Below are 17,801 nucleotides of genomic sequence, written 5' to 3'. Positions count from 1 at the left end.
GTTTTTTTTGTCTGAATTTTGCCCATCTTACGACTTTAGGTTATCTTCAAAGGGGTGAGTCGAGTAAATGAGGCACAAATGAAACGGGTATTATTGACGATATCAGGTAAAGTTCAAGGTGTGTGTTTTAGGCGTTATAGCCTGCAAAAAGCCAATGAATTTGGCCTGACAGGTTATGTGAAAAACTTGGATAACGGCAACGTTGCCGTGTTATTACAAGGCGGCAGTAATGCGGTCGACCGATTCATCGCTTGGAGCCATGAGGGCGCACCTCAATCTCGTGTGCAAGATGTGTTAGTGGAAGAAGATGATGCAGATAATATCTACCTCGATTTTTCGATCCATTGAGGCCGATGTGCTGCTTGTTGTGCCCAGCAGCAAGAGGTCAAGCCTTGGCCTTATCATCGATTCTTTGTGCAATTTGGTACACACCTACATTTAATGTACACCTAGGGTATTGATTAAAGACGCGGTAACATCATTTGAAACAGCGTGTTAGTCAATGAGTTATAAGCCATAATAGGTGGAAAGATAGATAAGTATCGCTTCGTGATCTTCAGCTGTTAATTCATTCATTCCCTGCTCATCGACCATCCACTGCAAGGTCTCATCCCAGCTTGCTTTGCTTAATCCTTGTTGTGCAACGAGATGCAGTGAGTGACACGAAGAGCAAACTGCAGCGACGAGCTCCATGTTCTCTCCCGGGAGCAAAATACCATCCCCCGCAGATTTTACTGGCAATTGGGCTGCTGGAGTGAGCCAATTTGGCGGTACAGGGTTTTGAGTGGCAAGCCACGCAATGATGGCTGCGCGGGTACCTGGATCTTTTATACCCGGAAATGTCATCTTGGTGCCTGGGGCAAATTCACTGGGGGATGCCAAAAATGCATCGAGCCTTTGCGCATTCCATTTTCCCTCATATTGCTTTAAACCATCACTGTAATTAAAGCTGTTAATACTGGCTATTTCTCTCTCGGCTAACCCCCACAGTGGAGGGCCTACTAACGTGACCCCGTTGGGCGTCATTTGATGGCATGACTTACAAACCATGGCTTGTTGTCCACCGGCTAAAATGAGCGCCTCGTTTGCTGAAGCTGGTAAGCTAATCAATATAAATAGACAAAATGAGAGCGGGAAAACCCGCTCAAATAATTTCAGTTTGTTCATTACTGTCAACCTTTAACCACTAATGCCACACGGTGAAAGGTATTATTGAGGTAGCCTTTAGGATTCCAAGCAATAGCAAATGGTTGGCTAATTCCATGATCATCAATCGCTTTAGCCCACACTTCATAGTATCCAGCCTGAGGGAACTTCACTTTAGTGTTAAAGGTTTGCCAAGCCCCTTCATTGGATGGCGCAGAAAGCTTTGCGTCCATCCAAGTTGCGCCAAAGTCGATAGAAACCTGTACTTTATCAACCTTGCGATCGCCAGACCAAGCATGACCTCGAACTAATACTTCGCTGCCATGGACTTGGGTATTGGTTTGGGGAGAGGTGATCAATGACTTCACAGGCATACGTTCGATAATCTCGAAGTCTTCATTAGCGACTTTTTCACCCGGTGCAATAGGTCGATTAGGTACACGGTAAGCGGTGCCAGTCATTTTGGGGCCATCATGTATTTGATCTCGAACCTGTATGCGTGTGAGCCATTTTTGCGAGCACGACCCTGGCCAACCGGGCACGACTAAGCGAAGAGGAGCCCCATTCATCGGGTGAAGTGGTTTGCCGTTTTGTTCAAAGGCGATAAGGTTTTCACTGCCCATGGCTTTCGCGATGGGGAGACCCCGGGAGATAGGAAGTTTTCCCTCCTCGCCAGAGAGGTGCTTATCTGCACCGTAGTGAGCCGTGTAAACTGCGCCATCCTTAACTCCAGCGGCTTTAAGCACATCAGCGAGTCGCACGCCTGTCCAGTTCGAGCAAGCTACAGCACCGTAGGTCCATTGATTACCTTTGGCTTTGGGGTCAAAGAAAGCGCGGCCATTACCTCCGCACTCCACTAATAGTTGTTGCTCCACTACATCGAAATTTTGCTTGAGATCACCGATGCTGAGTGTCAAAGGCTTATCGACCAATCCATTAATGGTAAGGGTCCAGTGTTCGGGGTTGACCGCAGTTGGTGGAATACCGTTGTTTCGAATAAAATGGCGCGAGGTTGGGGTGATGTCGTCATTCAAGAGGTGAGGTGGCGTCTCTGCGTTCATCGGCCTGTCGTTGAGTACCGTCAGCCCCTCTTTTCCTTCGATCATAATATCATCGAGGCCTTCTGCAAACGCCGCTGGGATAATACCTGCTGGCATATTACGATGAAAGGGGATAGCGCCGCCAAGTACCGCGGCCATGGTCGCCAGCCCCGCCCCTTTCAAAAAGCCTCGACGGTCGGGATAACTGACTCTGCCGAAGATTTTTTCATCGGCTGACTCTGGGTGTTTCGCGTAATACTCGTAGATCCCTTTGTGATTTTTGTGCTTTCTGTCATCCATATAAGGTTCCTTTTTAGTCAACGTCTAAGCGGCACGCGTTTATTGAAAGTCAGGTGAGTCGGTTTCAATAACATACGATCCAATGATGCTGCTAACCTGTAATATTAGTTGACTATACGGCCTTAACAAGATTGATTGCTAAAATGCTTTAGTAAAACGGCAAGGGATATTTGCTGAAAAGAGTGGAGTCTTTAATTGTTTGATGGCTACACATTCGGTCTGATAGAAGAGGGCGTTGCGGTAGTGAAACCTTTTTGTATGAATATGGCCTAAGGTGATACCCATGCATTAGTATCATGGTGTCACAGCTTGCTGCAAGAGTGTAGATAACGCTAACCACTAGCGTTATCTATCAATCATACCTTAATACGATAAAGTCTGATGAGCCGTGTTACCTGCTTGTTCTAGGCTATCTGTTGCAGGCGTTGGCGAGGTGGTATCGAGCGTTACCCCCATCTGTTTTAAGGTATCAGCGCTGATCTCGCTCGGGTGAGTCATTTTTCTGATTTGTAAAATAATGCCCATATTCGGGTGATCAAAATAATGAATTTCATCACTTTTAACACGTCTATTTTGCGCCATCCAGATCTTAAAGAGATAGGGTACTTTAGCCTCAGCGTTATGGGCGGGCAGGCCGTCAGTGGTTTGTGCTGGCAATACTTTGGTACCTTCTTCGCGAAGCGTTAGCGCGGTTTCGACATATAAGTAATGGTTAAGATAGATATTGATCTTCCCATCGAGCTGCCACAATGGTGCAGGCGTGGTGGTTGGGTTGAGGCCAAGTTCGAAATTGAATTCAGGGATCTCACTTGGTGTTATCTGCTGAGATATCGACATACCATCGGGGTCATAACGGCCAGAAAAGTCTTCACCAGCAAACAAGCGTACAGGAGTGGCTAAATGGCGTGGCAGCATCGACTGTTGCCATGTCATGTGCAGTAAGCCGCGATGGCCTGACTCTCGATTGAGTTTCTTGATGATGTCGCCAAATTGTGCCTGAGATTGCGCCAATAACACCGTCGACTGGCCGACTTTGGCATATTGAGGAGTGCTGGCGGCGACCGTCATCGGGATGCGACTAGGATGACTGACTTGGTTCGATTTAAGTTGCTGATCGCATCTATTGGCATCGTCGATCCACTCTTGGGCGCTGCAGCCTTCAAGCCCAAGACTCGCCCCAGTAATATCAGTGCTAAACAGTGGCGTTATCATATCTATAGGCGCACGTTTATTGATATTGGCGGGGTTTTTTACCATCTCTTCAAATGGCGTGCCTTGGCGCTCAAATAGATAAATCTCCACTTCAAACCAGCGCTCATCGGCGGCCAATACTGAACTGGAAAGGGTGAGCAGTGTGGTGACCAATAATAGACTTTGTTTAAGCACGTGGTTCTCCAAGGCGGTGTTGCATCAGTTGCGAGATCAGCAATGAAAGTAAGGCTAATCGCTCTTTATCGGTTTCTGTAGGCATGATGAATTTTAACTTACTTGGTCCATCCATACGATAATTTTGTGGCTGGCTTTGCAGCAGACCGATGATAAAGCCGGGATCAACAATATGATCGTCTCTAAATTCAAGGCTGCCGCCTTTGGCGTGCATCTCGATTTTTGCGATACCAAGAGCCGTGGCTTGATGTTTATAAAGGGTTAATTCGAGTAAGTTTTTGGCGGACTGTGGTAATAGACCAAAGCGGTCGATCAGTTCCACTTTTAACTCATCGAGGGCGTTTTCATTACTGCAGTTGGCAATACGCTTATACAGCGATAAGCGAATATTGACATCATGCACATAATCTTCAGGCAGCAGGGCTGGTATGCGCAGGTCGACTTCACATTGGCCTCTAAGCATCTGCTCTAATGACGGCTCTTTGCCCTCTTTAAGCGACTTGACGGCATCTTCTAACATTTCCATGTAGAGGGTAAAGCCAATTTTAGAGATGTGGCCGCTCTGTTCATCGCCCAGTAGTTCTCCAGCGCCGCGGATCTCTAAGTCTTGGGTGGCGAGCATAAAGCCTGCGCCGAGATCTTCCAGTGCACCAATGGCTTCAAGCCGTTTTCTGGCATCTTTGGTCATGCGTTTGGGGTGCGGTGTCATCAAATAAGCATAGGCTTGATGGTGCGAACGCCCCACGCGGCCACGCAGTTGATGCAATTGCGCCAAGCCAAAATGATCGGCGCGCTCAATCACAATGGTGTTCGCACTGGGCACATCGATACCGGTTTCGATAATCGTGGTGCACACTAACACGTTGTATTTTTGGTGATAAAAGTCAGACATGACTTTTTCGAGTTCACGCTCGCGCATCTGACCATGGGCGGTGATCACCCGGGCCTCTGGCAGCAGGAGTTCTAATTCTCGCGCGCGCTTTTCAATCGTCTCGACATTGTTATGCAGAAAATAGACCTGACCCCCACGCAAGATCTCACGCAGTAGCGCTTCGCGCACAGTGGCTTCATCGTATTCACGCACAAAGGTTTTTACTGCTAAGCGCTTAGCTGGTGGGGTGGCGATAATAGACAGATCTCGCATGCCCGACATGGCCATATTCAAGGTGCGGGGGATGGGCGTAGCGGTCAGAGTAAGAATATCGATATTAGCCCTAAGAGCTTTGATTTTTTCTTTTTGTCTTACACCAAAACGGTGCTCCTCATCGATGATGAGCAGGCCTAAATTGTCAAATTTCGCGTCAGTTTGCAGCAACTTATGGGTGCCAATAACGATATCCACTTGACCATTGCTGAGTTGCTCGAGAATGGCCTGTTGCTCTTTGGCCGTTTTAAAGCGCGATAGTACTTCAATTTTAATCGGCCAATCGGCAAACCTGTCTTTAAAGTTTTCGTAATGTTGCTGGGCAAGCAAGGTGGTAGGCACCAGTATGGCGACCTGCTTGTTGTCATTTACGGCGACAAAGGCGGCGCGCATGGCCACTTCGGTTTTACCAAAGCCAACATCACCACACACTAAGCGGTCCATGGCGATAGGCGAGCACATATCGTTGAGTACCGCTTCGATAGCCGTTTCTTGGTCGACGGTCTCCTCAAACGGAAAACTGCCAGCAAACTGCGCATACTCTTCTTTGTCGAGTTTACAGGCGGTGCCGGGTCTAGCTTGGCGTCTGGCGTAAACATCTAATAGCTCGGCGGCCACATCGCGGATTTTTTCGATAGCCTTGCGTTTTGCCTTGGTCCAGCTTTCGTTACCCAGCTTATTAAGGTGAGCCTCATCATCGGGGCCGACGCTGTAGCGGCTAATCAGATTGAGTGACGCCACAGGCACATAAAGTTTATCGCCACCCGCATATTCCAGCTTTAGGTACTCTGCAACCAAGCCGCCGGTATCTAAGGTTTCGAGGCCTTGATACAAGGCCACACCATGATCTAAGTGCACTATGGGTTGGCCAACTTTGAGTTCGGCTAAATCTTTAATCAGTGCATCGCTGCTAATTTGGCGCTGTTTATCGCGGCGGCGTTGCTGTGAAATCCGTTGGCCAAACAGCTCGGTTTCGCATACCAATGCCCAGCGTTTATCATTTTTGCCGCTAATAATCGCGCCCTGAGACAAGGGCGAGACAATCAAGCCAAAGGCAACGGGTTGGTTGACATATTCATAAAAGTGCTCAAACAGCGTGGGCTTGATGCTTATTTTGGCCAGCAGTTCAAGTAAGGCTTCTCGGCGTCCTTCAGATTCGGCGCAAAACAATATCGGCATACCCGATTGCACATATTGCTGCAGCGCCAACAGTGGTTGCTTTAATTTATGGTTGGAGGCGATATCGGGTAAGGCTTCAACCTTGGCAGCAATACTGGTGCCTTGATAATCAGAGCCTTTACATAAAATGCGGGGCAGACGTTTGAAGGCTTCAAAAACTTGCTCTGTTAACAGGTATAAGTCTTTAGGCGGCAGCAGTGGCCTTAAAGGATCGACACGGCGATTTTCATAGCGCTGGCTTACCTCATTTAAATGGCTCTTGGCGGCGGTATCTAAGTCACCAATGCCCACTAATTGAGTATGCTCTGGCAGATAATCAAACAGCGTGGCCGTTTCATCGAAAAATAGCGGTAAATAGCTTTCAATGCCTGCGGGCATCACTTTTCGGCTGACCATTTGGTAAACCGATTCGGGCTCTTTAACCACGACCTCAAATTGACGGCGATAGCGCTGACGAAACCCTTCTATAGCGGCATCGTCGGTGGGGAACTCTTTGGCTGGTAATAGTCGAATGGCGTCAATTTCACCGCTGGAGCGTTGGGTCTCTGGGTCAAATTGGCGAATTGACTCCACTTCGTCATCAAACAGTTCGATACGGTAAGGGTGGTTCGATCCCATAGGGAAGATATCGATAATAGAGCCGCGCACTGCAAATTCGCCGTGTTCGTAGACCTGCTCGACCAGTTGATAGCCAGTGTTTACCAACTGTTGACGCACCTGTTGCAGCTGATACGTATCGCCTTTATTGAGCAATAGCACGTTACCGGTTAAAAACGACTGCGGCGGTAATCGCACCATCAGGGTGCTAATAGGCACAATCACCACACTCTTCTTCGCGCTGGGTATACGTGACAGCGTTTCTAGGCGTTGGGAAACCAAATCTTGATGGGGTGAAAAGCTGTCGTAAGGCAAGGTTTCGCGGTCGGGAAACAGCAACACAGGTATCGATTTCGCGCCCAGTAAATAGTGAAGCTCAGTGTCGAGTTGCAAGGCGCTGGGCGTATCGTGAGTGACCACTAAGGTTAAGCCATCATGGGCATCACAAATATTGGCGAGTGTGATGGCCTGAGCGGCGCCATGCAAGTGGCTCAGTGTTTGCGGCGTTTTAACCCCTTTGACTTTCGGGGGCGTTAAGACTGAAAAAGCATTCATTGGGATGAGACTAGTGGCCAAAAATCGACAAAGATGCCCGACATTGTAGAGGCTTAGTCTCGCTAGTGCCAGTGAAAACTAGGGGGCGGTTTGATTGTCTTTTTTCCGTTGTTGTAACTGTTTTTGTTGCACATTAAGGCTGGCTTTGACCAATTGTTCAATATCTTCATCGAGGATTTGGCTAAAGCTTAAGTCACAGAGAAAGCCGTTATCTTGGTCATCATTGCCGGCAATGGGGGCGCAAGCGGTGCATTGCGCCATGCACAACATCGAAATCAATGCCTCTTTTATGTGTAGCGTGACCCTATATTGACGCCCCACAAGTAAAGGCTGATCACTGATGACCCGAATGCCACTGCCGCCAAAACACTCTCCAAGGCATTTATCACCTTCATAGGTTTGTTGTTCAAGCACATGTTGCAATACTAAATCGATTTTACGCGATTGCAGCTTTAAGTATTCGACCACGGTACGGGCGTCGTCATCGAGATTTCTCAGCTGTAATAAACAGCCTGCTTCCATGGCTTTTACTTCGCTGATAAGTTGCAGCCCTAGGGGCAACATCGCTTTGAGCTGGCTTTCAGAGGGAAGAGGCTGATCCTCTGGCCACGCCGACAGGTATACCGAAAACCTGTGCTTGACGCTAAAAAAGGAGTTTGAGTCGGTGTTCACAGGATTGCCTCTTGTTTTTATAGTGCTATTACCCCTATTATCGTGCGCATCTCAATGATTTATCAAGGCTCCTGAGCAAAGAGACCCAGCGAAACATGAATTTAGCGTTATCTTGGACCATAGGTTACCGATATTGGCGTGCACGCAAAGCCAACTCCTTCGCCTCCTTTATTACCCTTTTTGCCGTGTCAGGCATTGTACTTGGTGTGGCAGCGCTGATCATTGTCAGCTCTGTGATGAACGGCCTCGAAGGCCAATTAAAACAGCGTATTTTAGGCGCAGTGCCGCAGTTAACCGTGTATAGCGAACAGGATATGGCGCAGTGGCAACAGGTTGCGGCTAAGCTCATGCAACTGGATGATGTGGTCGCGGTGAGCCCCAGTATCTCGACTCAGGCGATGTTGCAGTCGCCGAGCAACATCAGCGCGGTGCAAATCTATGGCATCTACCCCGAAATAGAACAACAAAACGTGGCCCTGATGAACCCCCGTTTTCATCGTTCATTAGCGGTATTAACGCCAGGCGATTACCAAATCGTGCTGGGCGCCGAATTGGCTCGCCGTTTAAGCGTTTCTCCAGGTGATAAAGTCAGGGTGCTCAGTGGTGATGGCGTGGTCTATTCTCCCTTAGGACCTGTGCCAAGCCAACGTCATTTTTATGTGGCAGGCGTGTTTGAGATGGGCTCGCAAGTCGATGCTAATTTGGCCTATGTACACCATGACGATGCCCAGCGCGTGATGCGTCAACAAGCTGGAGAGATCAAACAGTTAAGGTTATATCTGCGTGACCCGTTTAACGCTTCGACTCTTCAACCTCAAGTGGTGGCCGCTTTTGCCGAGGAGGGGGTTAGCGTCACCACCTCAGATTGGCGCGATAATTATGGCCACCTGTTTTCGGCGGTGAAGATGGAAAAAAATATGATGTCGTTAATGCTTAGCCTTATCATCGCGGTCGCGGCGTTTAATATCGTGTCGGCTTTAGTGATGATGGTGGTTGATAAAACCACCGATGTAGCCGTGCTAAAAACCCAAGGGTTACCCACCGCCAGCGTGATGGGCATTTTTATGATCCAAGGCTCGCTCAATGCGATATTAGGCTTAGTGGGCGGGGTATTATTGGGGGTACTTATCACCCTCAACCTTAATAGCATTATGTCGAGTTTAGGCATCTCCATCTTAGGGGCAGGGCAGTCGTTGCCAGTGCAGTTAGCTCTATCGCAGTTGAGTGCGATTGTGATTGGCACCTTGTTAATCACCTTTTTAGCCACGGTTTATCCAGCATTACGCGCGGCCAATGTTCAACCCGCCAGCGCATTAAGGTATGAATAGTAATATGACACAACAGCAAGACAAGAGCTTATTGTTACAAGTTAACAATGTCAGTAAACGCTACCATGAAGGCAGTATTGACACCCAAGTGCTGCAAGGTGTTAATCTCGATGTGTATCGCGGTGAGCAGCTCGCCATTGTGGGCACATCGGGCTCGGGCAAGAGTACCTTGCTGCATATCATGGGCACGTTAGATCAACCCAGTAGCGGTACAGTGACCCTGCTTGGCGAAGATTTATATCGGCTTTCGGCGGCGCGCCAAGCTAAGGTGCGTAATCAAGATTTAGGTTTTATCTATCAGTTTCATCATCTGCTGCCTGAGTTTACCGCGTTAGAGAACGTGGCGATGCCGGGACTGATTCAGGGACGACCCCGTCAAGAGGTCGAGCAGCAAGCTAAGGCATTGCTGGAACGAGTCGGCTTAAGTCATCGATTGCAACACACTCCCAGCGAAATGTCAGGTGGTGAGCGGCAACGCACCGCCATCGCACGCGCCTTGATTAATCAACCCAAATTAGTATTAGCCGATGAGCCCACGGGTAACCTAGATGCGGCCAGCGGAGAGGCTGTCTACCAACTTATACGCGAGCTGGGTAGTCAGTTTGGGACCGCATTTGTGGTGGTGACTCACGATCCTAAACTGGCTGAACGTATGGACAGGCAATTGCAAATGCAAGATGGCATACTTTATGAGCAAAGTCAGCCATTAAGTGTGGAGAACTCATGAGTCAGATGCTCTCCTTGTGGGTTGGTTGGCGGTTTTACCGTGCGCGTCAATCGAATCGGTTTATCAGTTTTATCTCTTTTGCCTCAACAGCTGGCATCGCCTTAGGGGTGGCGGTATTGATCATTGTGTTGTCGGCAATGAATGGCTTTGAACGTGAATTAGAACAACGCCTGCTGGGCGTCGTGCCCCATGGTGAGCTGACCGGAGTCAATGAGCCTATTCGTGATTGGCCACAAATAGCCAAAGATGCGCAGCAAATCGCCGGGATTGTTGCCACTGCGCCTTTTGTGCGTTTACAAGGTTTAATCCAAAAGCCGGGCGGATTCCAAGGGCTCACCGTTATCGGTATCGAGCCGAGCCTTGAGTCCAAGGTGTCTAATATTGCCCACTATATGAGCCCACAAAGTTGGCAGTCACTGCAACAAACGGGTAATAATATTGTGCTGGGCCGCGGGCTTGCCGACAGTTTATCGCTGCAAGTCGGTGATAGTTTAAGCCTTTACACCCCTAATTTGAGTGCGAAATCAAATGAGACTAAACGCATTGGCGCGGCTAAAAACCATCGATTTGTGGTGTCGGGCATTTTTGAAATTGGCGGTGAATTAGACCTGACCACCGCCTATATACCGCTGCAATATGGTGCGACCATTTTAGGGCTTGCTGACGGGGTGAGTGGCGTGCGCATTAAAGTGGATGACGTATTTGCCGCGCCTAGTTTGATCCGCAGCCTTGGTTATAGCCAGCAACAATATATGTACCTTTCCGACTGGACCCGAACCCAAGGGCATCTTTATCAAGATATTCAGTTGGTTAGAGCTATAATGTATTTAGTGCTTGCCTTAGTGATCGCGGTGGCCTGTTTTAATATCGTCTCGACCTTGGTGATGGCGGTGCGCGATAAACAGTCTGAAATTGCCATTTTGCTGACCATGGGTATGGCTAAAGCCACGGTAATGGGGATATTTATTGTGCAAGGGGCGTTAAATGGCATGCTTGGCTGCCTCATTGGTGGGGGGCTAGGCGTCACTATCGCACTGAATTTAAGCATGATTGCCAGCAGCATTGAGCAACTCTTAGGCATACAACTGCTGTCAGCCGATATCTATTTTATTGATTTTTTACCCTCGCAGCTGTATTGGTCAGACGTGGCGATGGTGATCGCTTTAGCCTTGGTGATGAGCCTTATTTCGACCCTGTATCCCGCGTGGAAAGCCAGTCGTATTCACCCAGCGCAGGCTCTTGCTGGACGTTGAGTTTAAGGTCAACATGTAGAGATAAAACAAAGGCATTGGTGCAATTAAGTGCCAATGCCTTATTTTTTGCAGGTGCTGAGTCTGCTACGGTTGACCATGCTTATCGCTCAATACTGTCGTTTCTTTCGCTTCCACTTGAATAAAATCGAGTATTTCCACAAGTTGTGAACCACAAAGTACCCTACGGTGGCAAAAATGATCGCAAATGCCAAGCATCCCAGCAGAAAGGGCGGGCCTATGGTTGAAAGCGAGGCTTCAATCCATTGCCAGCTGGCTTGAAAGGTAAACTCTTGTGGCGGATGGCTGAGTAATTTGGCACCAAAAAGATAGGCGGCGTAAAACATAAAGGGCATGGTAACGGGGTTTGTCACCCAGACTAAGGCTACGGCGATGGGCAGATTACAATTAAATATGATGGCTAACGCCGCCGCGAATACCATTTGAAACGGCATAGGGATCCACGCGACAAACAGACCTACGGCAAATGCCATTGGCGCCGAGCGACGATTAAGCGCCCATAAATTGGGTTTATGCAACAACTTCCCAAACATCTGCAAGTGTTTATGATTTCGCAGTGTTTCTGGTTTTGGCATAAATCTTTCGATGATTTTTTTTGGCATAGCTTAGGTTTGCAGTCTTAAATGATTCAATATGAATCCATTTATGTTCGGTTACTGTGCCACTGTCATCACGGCACTTCTCTGGCCCTCTCTACTGACAACAACCCAAGCTTGGTGCTGTGTAGCGGCCGCTATTGTTATCATTCGCTGGTCAAAACTCTTGGCAGGCGGTGTGTTTGCACTCGCTTGGGTAAGTTTGTTTAGCCATCAGTTATTAGCGTTGGAAACGAGTAATGATGATGCCACGATCTCAGTGAGGGCGGAAATCATATCACTAGTTCAGCGAAACAGCGACCAGATAAGTGTCGATATTCGCGTGTTAGACGATAATTCTTATCTCTTTTTTAATAAATTTATGCGTTTAGAGTGGCAAGTCTCCCACCCTGTAAGCCTAGGCGAGGAGTGGTTACTCACCCTCAAGCCTAAGTCGATTTCTAGCCCACTGAATCAAGGGGGCTTTAACCGCCAGCGTTATTACCTTGGTCATCATATTATAGGTAAAGGTAAGGTGGTTGCGGCGCAGCAATTACGCAGTGCCAGTGGTTTACGCTTTAAACTGATTGAGCGACTGCGTCAGCAGGTGAGCCATTTAGCCAATGGTGACTTGATGTTAGCCTTGATGCTCGGGGATAAACAGCAGGTAAGTGAAGCGCACTGGCAAGGGCTGCGCCAAAGCGGTACCGGGCACCTTATTTCTATTTCAGGCTTGCATCTGTCTGTGCTGGCGCTGTGGTGTGTGGGGCTCGCGCGTTATGCGCTCAATCGTTGGCGCCTTACGCCCTCAATGACTAATTGGCATTTAGCAGGCATCATCGCTTTGGTAATGTGCAGCTTTTACGCCTATTTGGCGGGATTTGCCCTACCGACCCAGCGCGCCTTAACTATGCTGCTGTTAGTGATAGCGCTAGGAATGCTGCGCCGTTTTTCAGCCCCGTTTGAGCGTTTGTTGTGGGCGCTGTTTATTGTATTAGTACTCGATCCTTTAAGCATTATGAGCGCCGGATTTTGGCTCTCTTTTGGCGCGCTGGCGATTATTTTGTGGTTTGCTCACCGTCAGCAGAAGAGGGGGAGTCGCATTGATGAGCATGAAACGGGTGGCTGGCGAGGTTATAGGCAAGGGCTTTGGCAAAAGCTGGTTCAACTCTGGTCAATTCAGTGGCGTCTAAGTCTGTTGCTTGGCCTATTGCAAGGCTTGCTGTTTGGCGGTATTGCACCCTATTCATTGATCTTTAACTTAGTGTTTGTGCCTTGGTTTAGTGTGGTGGTGATCCCCTTAACCTTTGCTGTGATGCTGATGTGGGGCTTGGCCGACCTTATGCTAAGCAGCATAGGTTTAAGCAGCTTGAGCATGGCGCCACTGCTCAGCTTGTTAGATAGTGCCATCATGCCACTCACGGCGAGTTTCTCTCTGTTAGGCTCATTGCCTCTAAACTGGGTAGCCTTGCCAGCTAATGTCGCGGTAGCACTGATATTTGCCTTATTAGGGGGTTTTTTGCTGCGGCTGTTATATGCAAGCATCATTCCTGCGCTAACAATGCACGCTTTTTTAAATGGCCGCGTACATCCGGTGCCCTTAAAGGGAGCTGAATCTGATGGTTCGGCTTGGGGTAATTCAACCACTAAGGTGGCTCGCGTCAGCGATGCCAAGCTTTCGGTAAGTGCAGTGATTGTGGTGGGTATCTTATTATTGCCCAGTTTATTATTGCTGCTCACTCCCCGGTTGGCTCAATATGACAAGCGATGGGCGCTGCATTTACTCGATGTGGGCCAAGGCTTAAGTGCGGTGGTGATTAAACAGGGCCGCGCAGTGGTGTATGACACTGGCGCCGCCTTTGGCAGTCAATTTAGTTACGCTAAATACACGGTTATTCCTTTTCTGCAACGGCAGGGGATAACGGAGGTGGATTTTCTGTTTCTGAGCCACGGCGATAACGATCATGCCGGTGGTGCCGATGTGCTGATATCCATGTATGCGCACACTCAGGTGGTAACTGATCTTGATCATCCTGGTGCGATTGCTTGTCGTCCTCAACGTTGGCATTGGCAAGGGCTGGTGATTACGCTGCTTGGACCACAGCAACCCCAGCAAGGCAACAATGGCTCCTGTATCGTGCGTATTGGTGACGATAGACATCAAGTATTGTTACCTGGCGATATTGAAGTTGAAGCCGAGCAGCAATTAATTGAACGAGCCAAGAGGCAGGGCTTGCTTATGGCGGATATCAGCCAAGGCACGGCATCGCGCGGCGATGGTGTGAGTGATGATGTTACTAATAGTGTTAAACATGACGTTAATAACGGCAACGGCTTTGATGATGCATCTAAGGACCCAGCGAGCGGCAGGTTTCATGGCGGACTGCGCAGCAGTATCTTAGTCGCCCCTCATCATGGCAGTAACACCTCGTCGAGCGAGGCGTTTATCCGAGCCGTATCACCCGCCGTTGTGCTGTATGCGGCGGGCCTGAATAATCGTTATGGATTTCCTAAAGTAAAAGTGATTGAGCGCTATCAAATGGCCGAGGTTGAGCAATACGCTGTGGGACATAACGGCCAGCTCAGCGTGATTTTTGACCAAGATGATGTGAAAATAAAAGGCTATCGGTATGATTTTGCACCGTTTTGGTATAATAGAACGTTTGAATTTGGTCAGATGCTCAATACAGAGTAGAATGTGTTTCTTTGCACCAACATATAGAATCGTGAATGACAAACTCTTCTAAAAGTGAAGTGAGCACTGTTTTTTTCAGGTTGCTGACTTATCTTGTCCCCCTTAAAGGGGTGCTATTTTTGTCTATCGTTGGCCTAGTGTTATACGGCCTTGTAGACGCAACGTTTATCTATTCGATCACCCCGTTTATCGATCAAGGATTTGCTAGCAATGTGCCAAGCACACCAAGCATAGTCAACGGCGTTGATATGGGCTTAAGTGGTGGCTTTAATTCCGATAATGATGTGCTAAAAATAGCTCCCTTTGTGGTGGTTGGCTTATTTACCCTGCGGGGATTAGCGAACTTCTTATCCACTTATGGCATCTCTTATATTAGTGCGCGCATGATAATGGATATGCGCCAGCAGGTATTCGAACATTATCTTAAGCTGCCTGTGGGCTATATCGATTCTGAAAGCAGTGGCAATCTGATCTCCAGAGTCACCTATGATACCGAGCAGATCGCCAGAGCTTCAGGCAGTGCGCTGATCACCATAGTGCGTGACGGTATTACGGTTATAGGTATGCTTGGGGTGATGTTTTATAACTCGTGGAAATTATCCCTGTGTATTCTGATTGTCGGCCCCTTGATTGGCGTTGTGATCACTGTCGTCAGCCGTAAGTTTCGTAAGGTATCTAAGCAGATCCAAACGGCCATGGGAGGCGTTACCTCTGTGACCGAACAGATGATCAAAGGTCATAAAAACGTGCTGGTCTTCGGTGGACAAAAAACGGAATCTGCACGTTTTGCTCAGGTGAATAACGAAAACCGCTCACGCACCATGAAGCTGGCCCTAGCGCAAGCGATTAGCCAACCTTTGGTGATGGTAATAGGTTCATTTGCATTGGCATTTGTGCTCTATGCGTCAAGCCTTGACAGTATGAAGGCCGACCTTACCGCGGGTACGTTTGCCACCATATTGGCCGCCATGATGGCGATGCTACAACCGATTAAGAGCTTAACTCGCGTGAACGCCGAGTTTCAGCGTGGTATTGCTGCTTGTAGCACCATTTTTGAAATTTTAGATACGCCAGCGGAAGTCGACACTGGTACCTATGAAACCGATCGCGTTGAAGGCCGTTTACGCTTTGATAACGTCTGTTTTCGTTATAATAACCAAGAAAACTTGGCGCTTAATGGCGTGGATTTTAGTGTTAACCCTGGCGAAACTTTGGCCTTGGTTGGGCGTTCGGGATCGGGTAAATCCACTATTGCTAGTTTGATCACCCGTTTCTATTCCGATCTAGAGTCGGGCGATATCACTCTGGACGATATCAGCTTACGAGACTACAAGTTGGCGTCATTGCGCAACCAAGTGGCGCTCGTGTCACAACAAGTGACCTTGATCAATGACACCATAGCAGCCAACATCGCCTATGCCTATCCGGGTGAAGTGACCGAAGAAAAAATCATTGAAGCGGCTAAATTGGCCAATGCGTATGAGTTTATCGCCGATCTGCCTGAGGGTATTTACACTCAAGTGGGTGAAAATGGGGTGATGTTATCGGGGGGTCAACGTCAACGTATCGCCATTGCCCGAGCCATATTACGTGATGCGCCGTTATTGATCTTAGATGAAGCCACCTCGGCGTTAGATACCGAATCGGAAAAAGCGATTCAGGGGGGCTTAGATAATCTAAGGCAGAATCGCACCTCGATTGTGATAGCCCATCGATTATCGACAATTGAGAATGCCGACCAAATCTTAGTCATAGATCAAGGCCGCGTGGTTGAGCGTGGCTCACATGCGGAGCTACTGGAAAAACAAGGCATCTATTACAACCTGTACCAAATGCAATTTAGTAGCTAAGTCAATGCAAGGTTTTGTTAATCGTCTCTGGTACGCCAAGGCAAGTGTGGGTTATCGACTGCTTGCCTTAGCCTTGCTGCCACTTTGTGGGTTGTTTTATCTGGTGACGGCCACTCGGCGGCTGTTGTTTCGAGTTGGCATCAAGTCAGCGACTCAGATGCCAGTACCGGTTATCGTAGTGGGCAATATCACCGTCGGTGGCAGTGGCAAAACGCCTACCGTTATCTATTTAATTGAGCTGCTACGGCGTCACGGCTATCGTCCCGGTGTGGTGAGTCGTGGTTACGGCGTGGACTTTAACGGCGTTAAGTCGGTATTACCGGGCATGCCCGCCCGAGAAGTTGGTGACGAGCCCGCGATGATAGTGGCGCGAACCCAAGTACCTATGGTAATTGGAGCCAAGCGAGTTGAAGCCTGTCATGCCCTGCTACAAGCACATGATGTTGATATCATCATCTCCGATGATGGCCTACAGCACTATGCGCTGGCCCGAGACATTGAACTGCTGATTCTCGATGGCGAGCGCCGTTTCGGTAATGGCTATCTGTTACCCGCAGGCCCGCTGCGAGAAGGGCGCTGGCGTCAGCAGGCGGTTGACTTTACTTTAGTTAATGGTGATGAGTGCCAAGAGGGTGAATGGTTAATGCAACTGCATGCAGCTCAGTGGCAACCAGTTAAGCCCCCACAGGGTGATGGCTTATCGGCAGCGGTATTTAGTGTTGAACCACAGGCGGTCGCCATTGCTGGCATTGGCAATCCTCAGCGTTTTTTTAATACTCTAAACCAGCTGGGGATCACGACGCAAAAGCAACATGCATTTGATGATCACCACCCGTTGACCTTAGCCGATATCGATGCCATTGCCTGTGGTGCACAGGTCTTGATGACAGAGAAAGATGCGGTTAAATGTCGCGAATTTGCAAAGCAAAACTGGTGGTATCTGCCAGTAGATGCCAAGATAGCTCCACAGTTTGAACAGCAGTTGATAGCTCAGTTACAACAGCGTAAATCAGTACAACAAGGAAATTCAAATGGCGTTTGATAAGAAACTTTTAGAGATAGTGGCCTGCCCAGTTTGTAAAGGCAAACTTGAATATAATAAAGCTAAACAGCAGCTTATCTGTAAAGCTGATCGTCTCGCTTATGCAATAGATGATGGGATCCCGGTATTATTAGCCAATAAAGCTGAGCCGTGGACCGACGAGGCTTAATTTGCCACAGGCGCGCTTGTACAGGCGCGCTTGCTTTATTTCTCATCTGTTATCTTGTCCCCATTGCCTATAGTTACAGCAGCTAAACGGCGATATATTGATTTTCTCTAATCGACTGCCCATAA

Annotated in this window: 14 protein-coding genes; 8 read left to right on the top strand and 6 right to left on the bottom strand. The window is 48.5% G+C overall.

Annotation, left to right across the window (positions count from 1 at the left end):
* The first annotated feature begins 78 nt into the window (after positions 1–78).
* Positions 79–348, top strand: a complete 270-nt coding sequence (locus DVO77_RS01595) for an acylphosphatase (RefSeq protein WP_110456666.1) — start codon at positions 79–81, stop codon at positions 346–348.
* 159 nt (positions 349–507) lie between these two features.
* On the opposite strand, the gene DVO77_RS01590 is transcribed toward DVO77_RS01595, so the two are convergent.
* The 5 genes from DVO77_RS01590 to DVO77_RS01570 all read right to left on the bottom strand — a co-directional run bounded on the left by DVO77_RS01590 (position 508) and on the right by DVO77_RS01570 (position 8,019).
* Complete coding sequence (locus DVO77_RS01590) at positions 508–1,167, bottom strand: c-type cytochrome (RefSeq protein WP_110456665.1); 660 nt, start codon at positions 1,165–1,167, stop codon at positions 508–510.
* Between the two features lie 5 nt (positions 1,168–1,172).
* On the bottom strand, positions 1,173–2,486 hold the full coding sequence (locus DVO77_RS01585; protein WP_110456664.1) for a molybdopterin-dependent oxidoreductase: 1,314 nt from the start codon (positions 2,484–2,486) through the stop codon (positions 1,173–1,175).
* Between the two features lie 363 nt (positions 2,487–2,849).
* Positions 2,850–3,872: a peptidoglycan binding protein CsiV gene (locus tag DVO77_RS01580; protein WP_119977019.1), complete on the bottom strand. Its 1,023-nt coding sequence runs from the start codon at positions 3,870–3,872 to the stop codon at positions 2,850–2,852.
* Positions 3,865–7,347, bottom strand: coding sequence for a transcription-repair coupling factor (gene mfd, locus DVO77_RS01575; RefSeq protein WP_119977018.1), 3,483 nt, complete (start codon positions 7,345–7,347; stop codon positions 3,865–3,867). The genes DVO77_RS01580 and mfd overlap by 8 nt, the downstream gene beginning before the upstream one ends.
* A gap of 78 nt (positions 7,348–7,425) precedes the next feature.
* Positions 7,426–8,019 carry a hypothetical protein gene (locus tag DVO77_RS01570; protein WP_110456661.1) on the bottom strand — a complete coding sequence of 198 codons (594 nt, stop codon included), beginning with the start codon at positions 8,017–8,019 and terminating at the stop codon, positions 7,426–7,428.
* 95 nt (positions 8,020–8,114) lie between these two features.
* Between DVO77_RS01570 and DVO77_RS01565 the strand changes: the two genes are divergently transcribed.
* Genes DVO77_RS01565 through lolE form a run of 3 tightly spaced genes read left to right on the top strand, consistent with a single transcriptional unit; the run spans position 8,115 to position 11,327 of the window.
* On the top strand, positions 8,115–9,347 hold the full coding sequence (locus DVO77_RS01565) for a lipoprotein-releasing ABC transporter permease subunit (protein ID WP_119977017.1): 1,233 nt from the start codon (positions 8,115–8,117) through the stop codon (positions 9,345–9,347).
* Positions 9,348–9,351: 4 nt separating this feature from the next.
* Complete coding sequence (lolD, locus tag DVO77_RS01560) at positions 9,352–10,074, top strand: lipoprotein-releasing ABC transporter ATP-binding protein LolD (RefSeq protein WP_162924122.1); 723 nt, start codon at positions 9,352–9,354, stop codon at positions 10,072–10,074.
* Positions 10,071–11,327 carry a lipoprotein-releasing ABC transporter permease subunit LolE gene (lolE, locus tag DVO77_RS01555; protein ID WP_119977015.1) on the top strand — a complete coding sequence of 419 codons (1,257 nt, stop codon included), beginning with the start codon at positions 10,071–10,073 and terminating at the stop codon, positions 11,325–11,327. Before lolD ends, lolE begins: the two co-directional genes overlap by 4 nt.
* 107 nt (positions 11,328–11,434) lie before the next feature.
* Here the strand turns inward: lolE and DVO77_RS01550 are convergent, their stop codons facing one another.
* On the bottom strand, positions 11,435–11,947 hold the full coding sequence (locus DVO77_RS01550) for a DUF2062 domain-containing protein (protein ID WP_119977014.1): 513 nt from the start codon (positions 11,945–11,947) through the stop codon (positions 11,435–11,437).
* A 31-nt stretch (positions 11,948–11,978) separates the two neighbouring features.
* Between DVO77_RS01550 and DVO77_RS01545 the strand changes: the two genes are divergently transcribed.
* Genes DVO77_RS01545 through DVO77_RS01530 form a run of 4 tightly spaced genes read left to right on the top strand, consistent with a single transcriptional unit; the run spans position 11,979 to position 17,676 of the window.
* A complete protein-coding gene (locus DVO77_RS01545; RefSeq protein WP_119977013.1) occupies positions 11,979–14,615 on the top strand; it encodes a DNA internalization-related competence protein ComEC/Rec2 in 2,637 nt (878 codons plus the stop codon).
* A gap of 35 nt (positions 14,616–14,650) precedes the next feature.
* A complete protein-coding gene (msbA, locus tag DVO77_RS01540) occupies positions 14,651–16,465 on the top strand; it encodes a lipid A export permease/ATP-binding protein MsbA (protein ID WP_110456655.1) in 1,815 nt (604 codons plus the stop codon).
* A 4-nt stretch (positions 16,466–16,469) separates the two neighbouring features.
* The gene (lpxK, locus tag DVO77_RS01535) at positions 16,470–17,507 is read left to right on the top strand and encodes a tetraacyldisaccharide 4'-kinase (protein WP_119977012.1); all 1,038 of its coding nucleotides are present in this window, start codon (positions 16,470–16,472) and stop codon (positions 17,505–17,507) included.
* Positions 17,497–17,676 carry a Trm112 family protein gene (locus DVO77_RS01530; RefSeq protein ID WP_110456653.1) on the top strand — a complete coding sequence of 60 codons (180 nt, stop codon included), beginning with the start codon at positions 17,497–17,499 and terminating at the stop codon, positions 17,674–17,676. Before lpxK ends, DVO77_RS01530 begins: the two co-directional genes overlap by 11 nt.
* Positions 17,677–17,801 lie beyond the last annotated feature (125 nt).

It is taken from the genome of Shewanella algidipiscicola, from assembly GCF_003605125.1.
Lineage (GTDB): Bacteria > Pseudomonadota > Gammaproteobacteria > Enterobacterales > Shewanellaceae > Shewanella > Shewanella algidipiscicola.
Note: the sequence above shows the minus strand (reverse complement) of the source record. Positions and strands in the feature narration are given on the sequence as shown.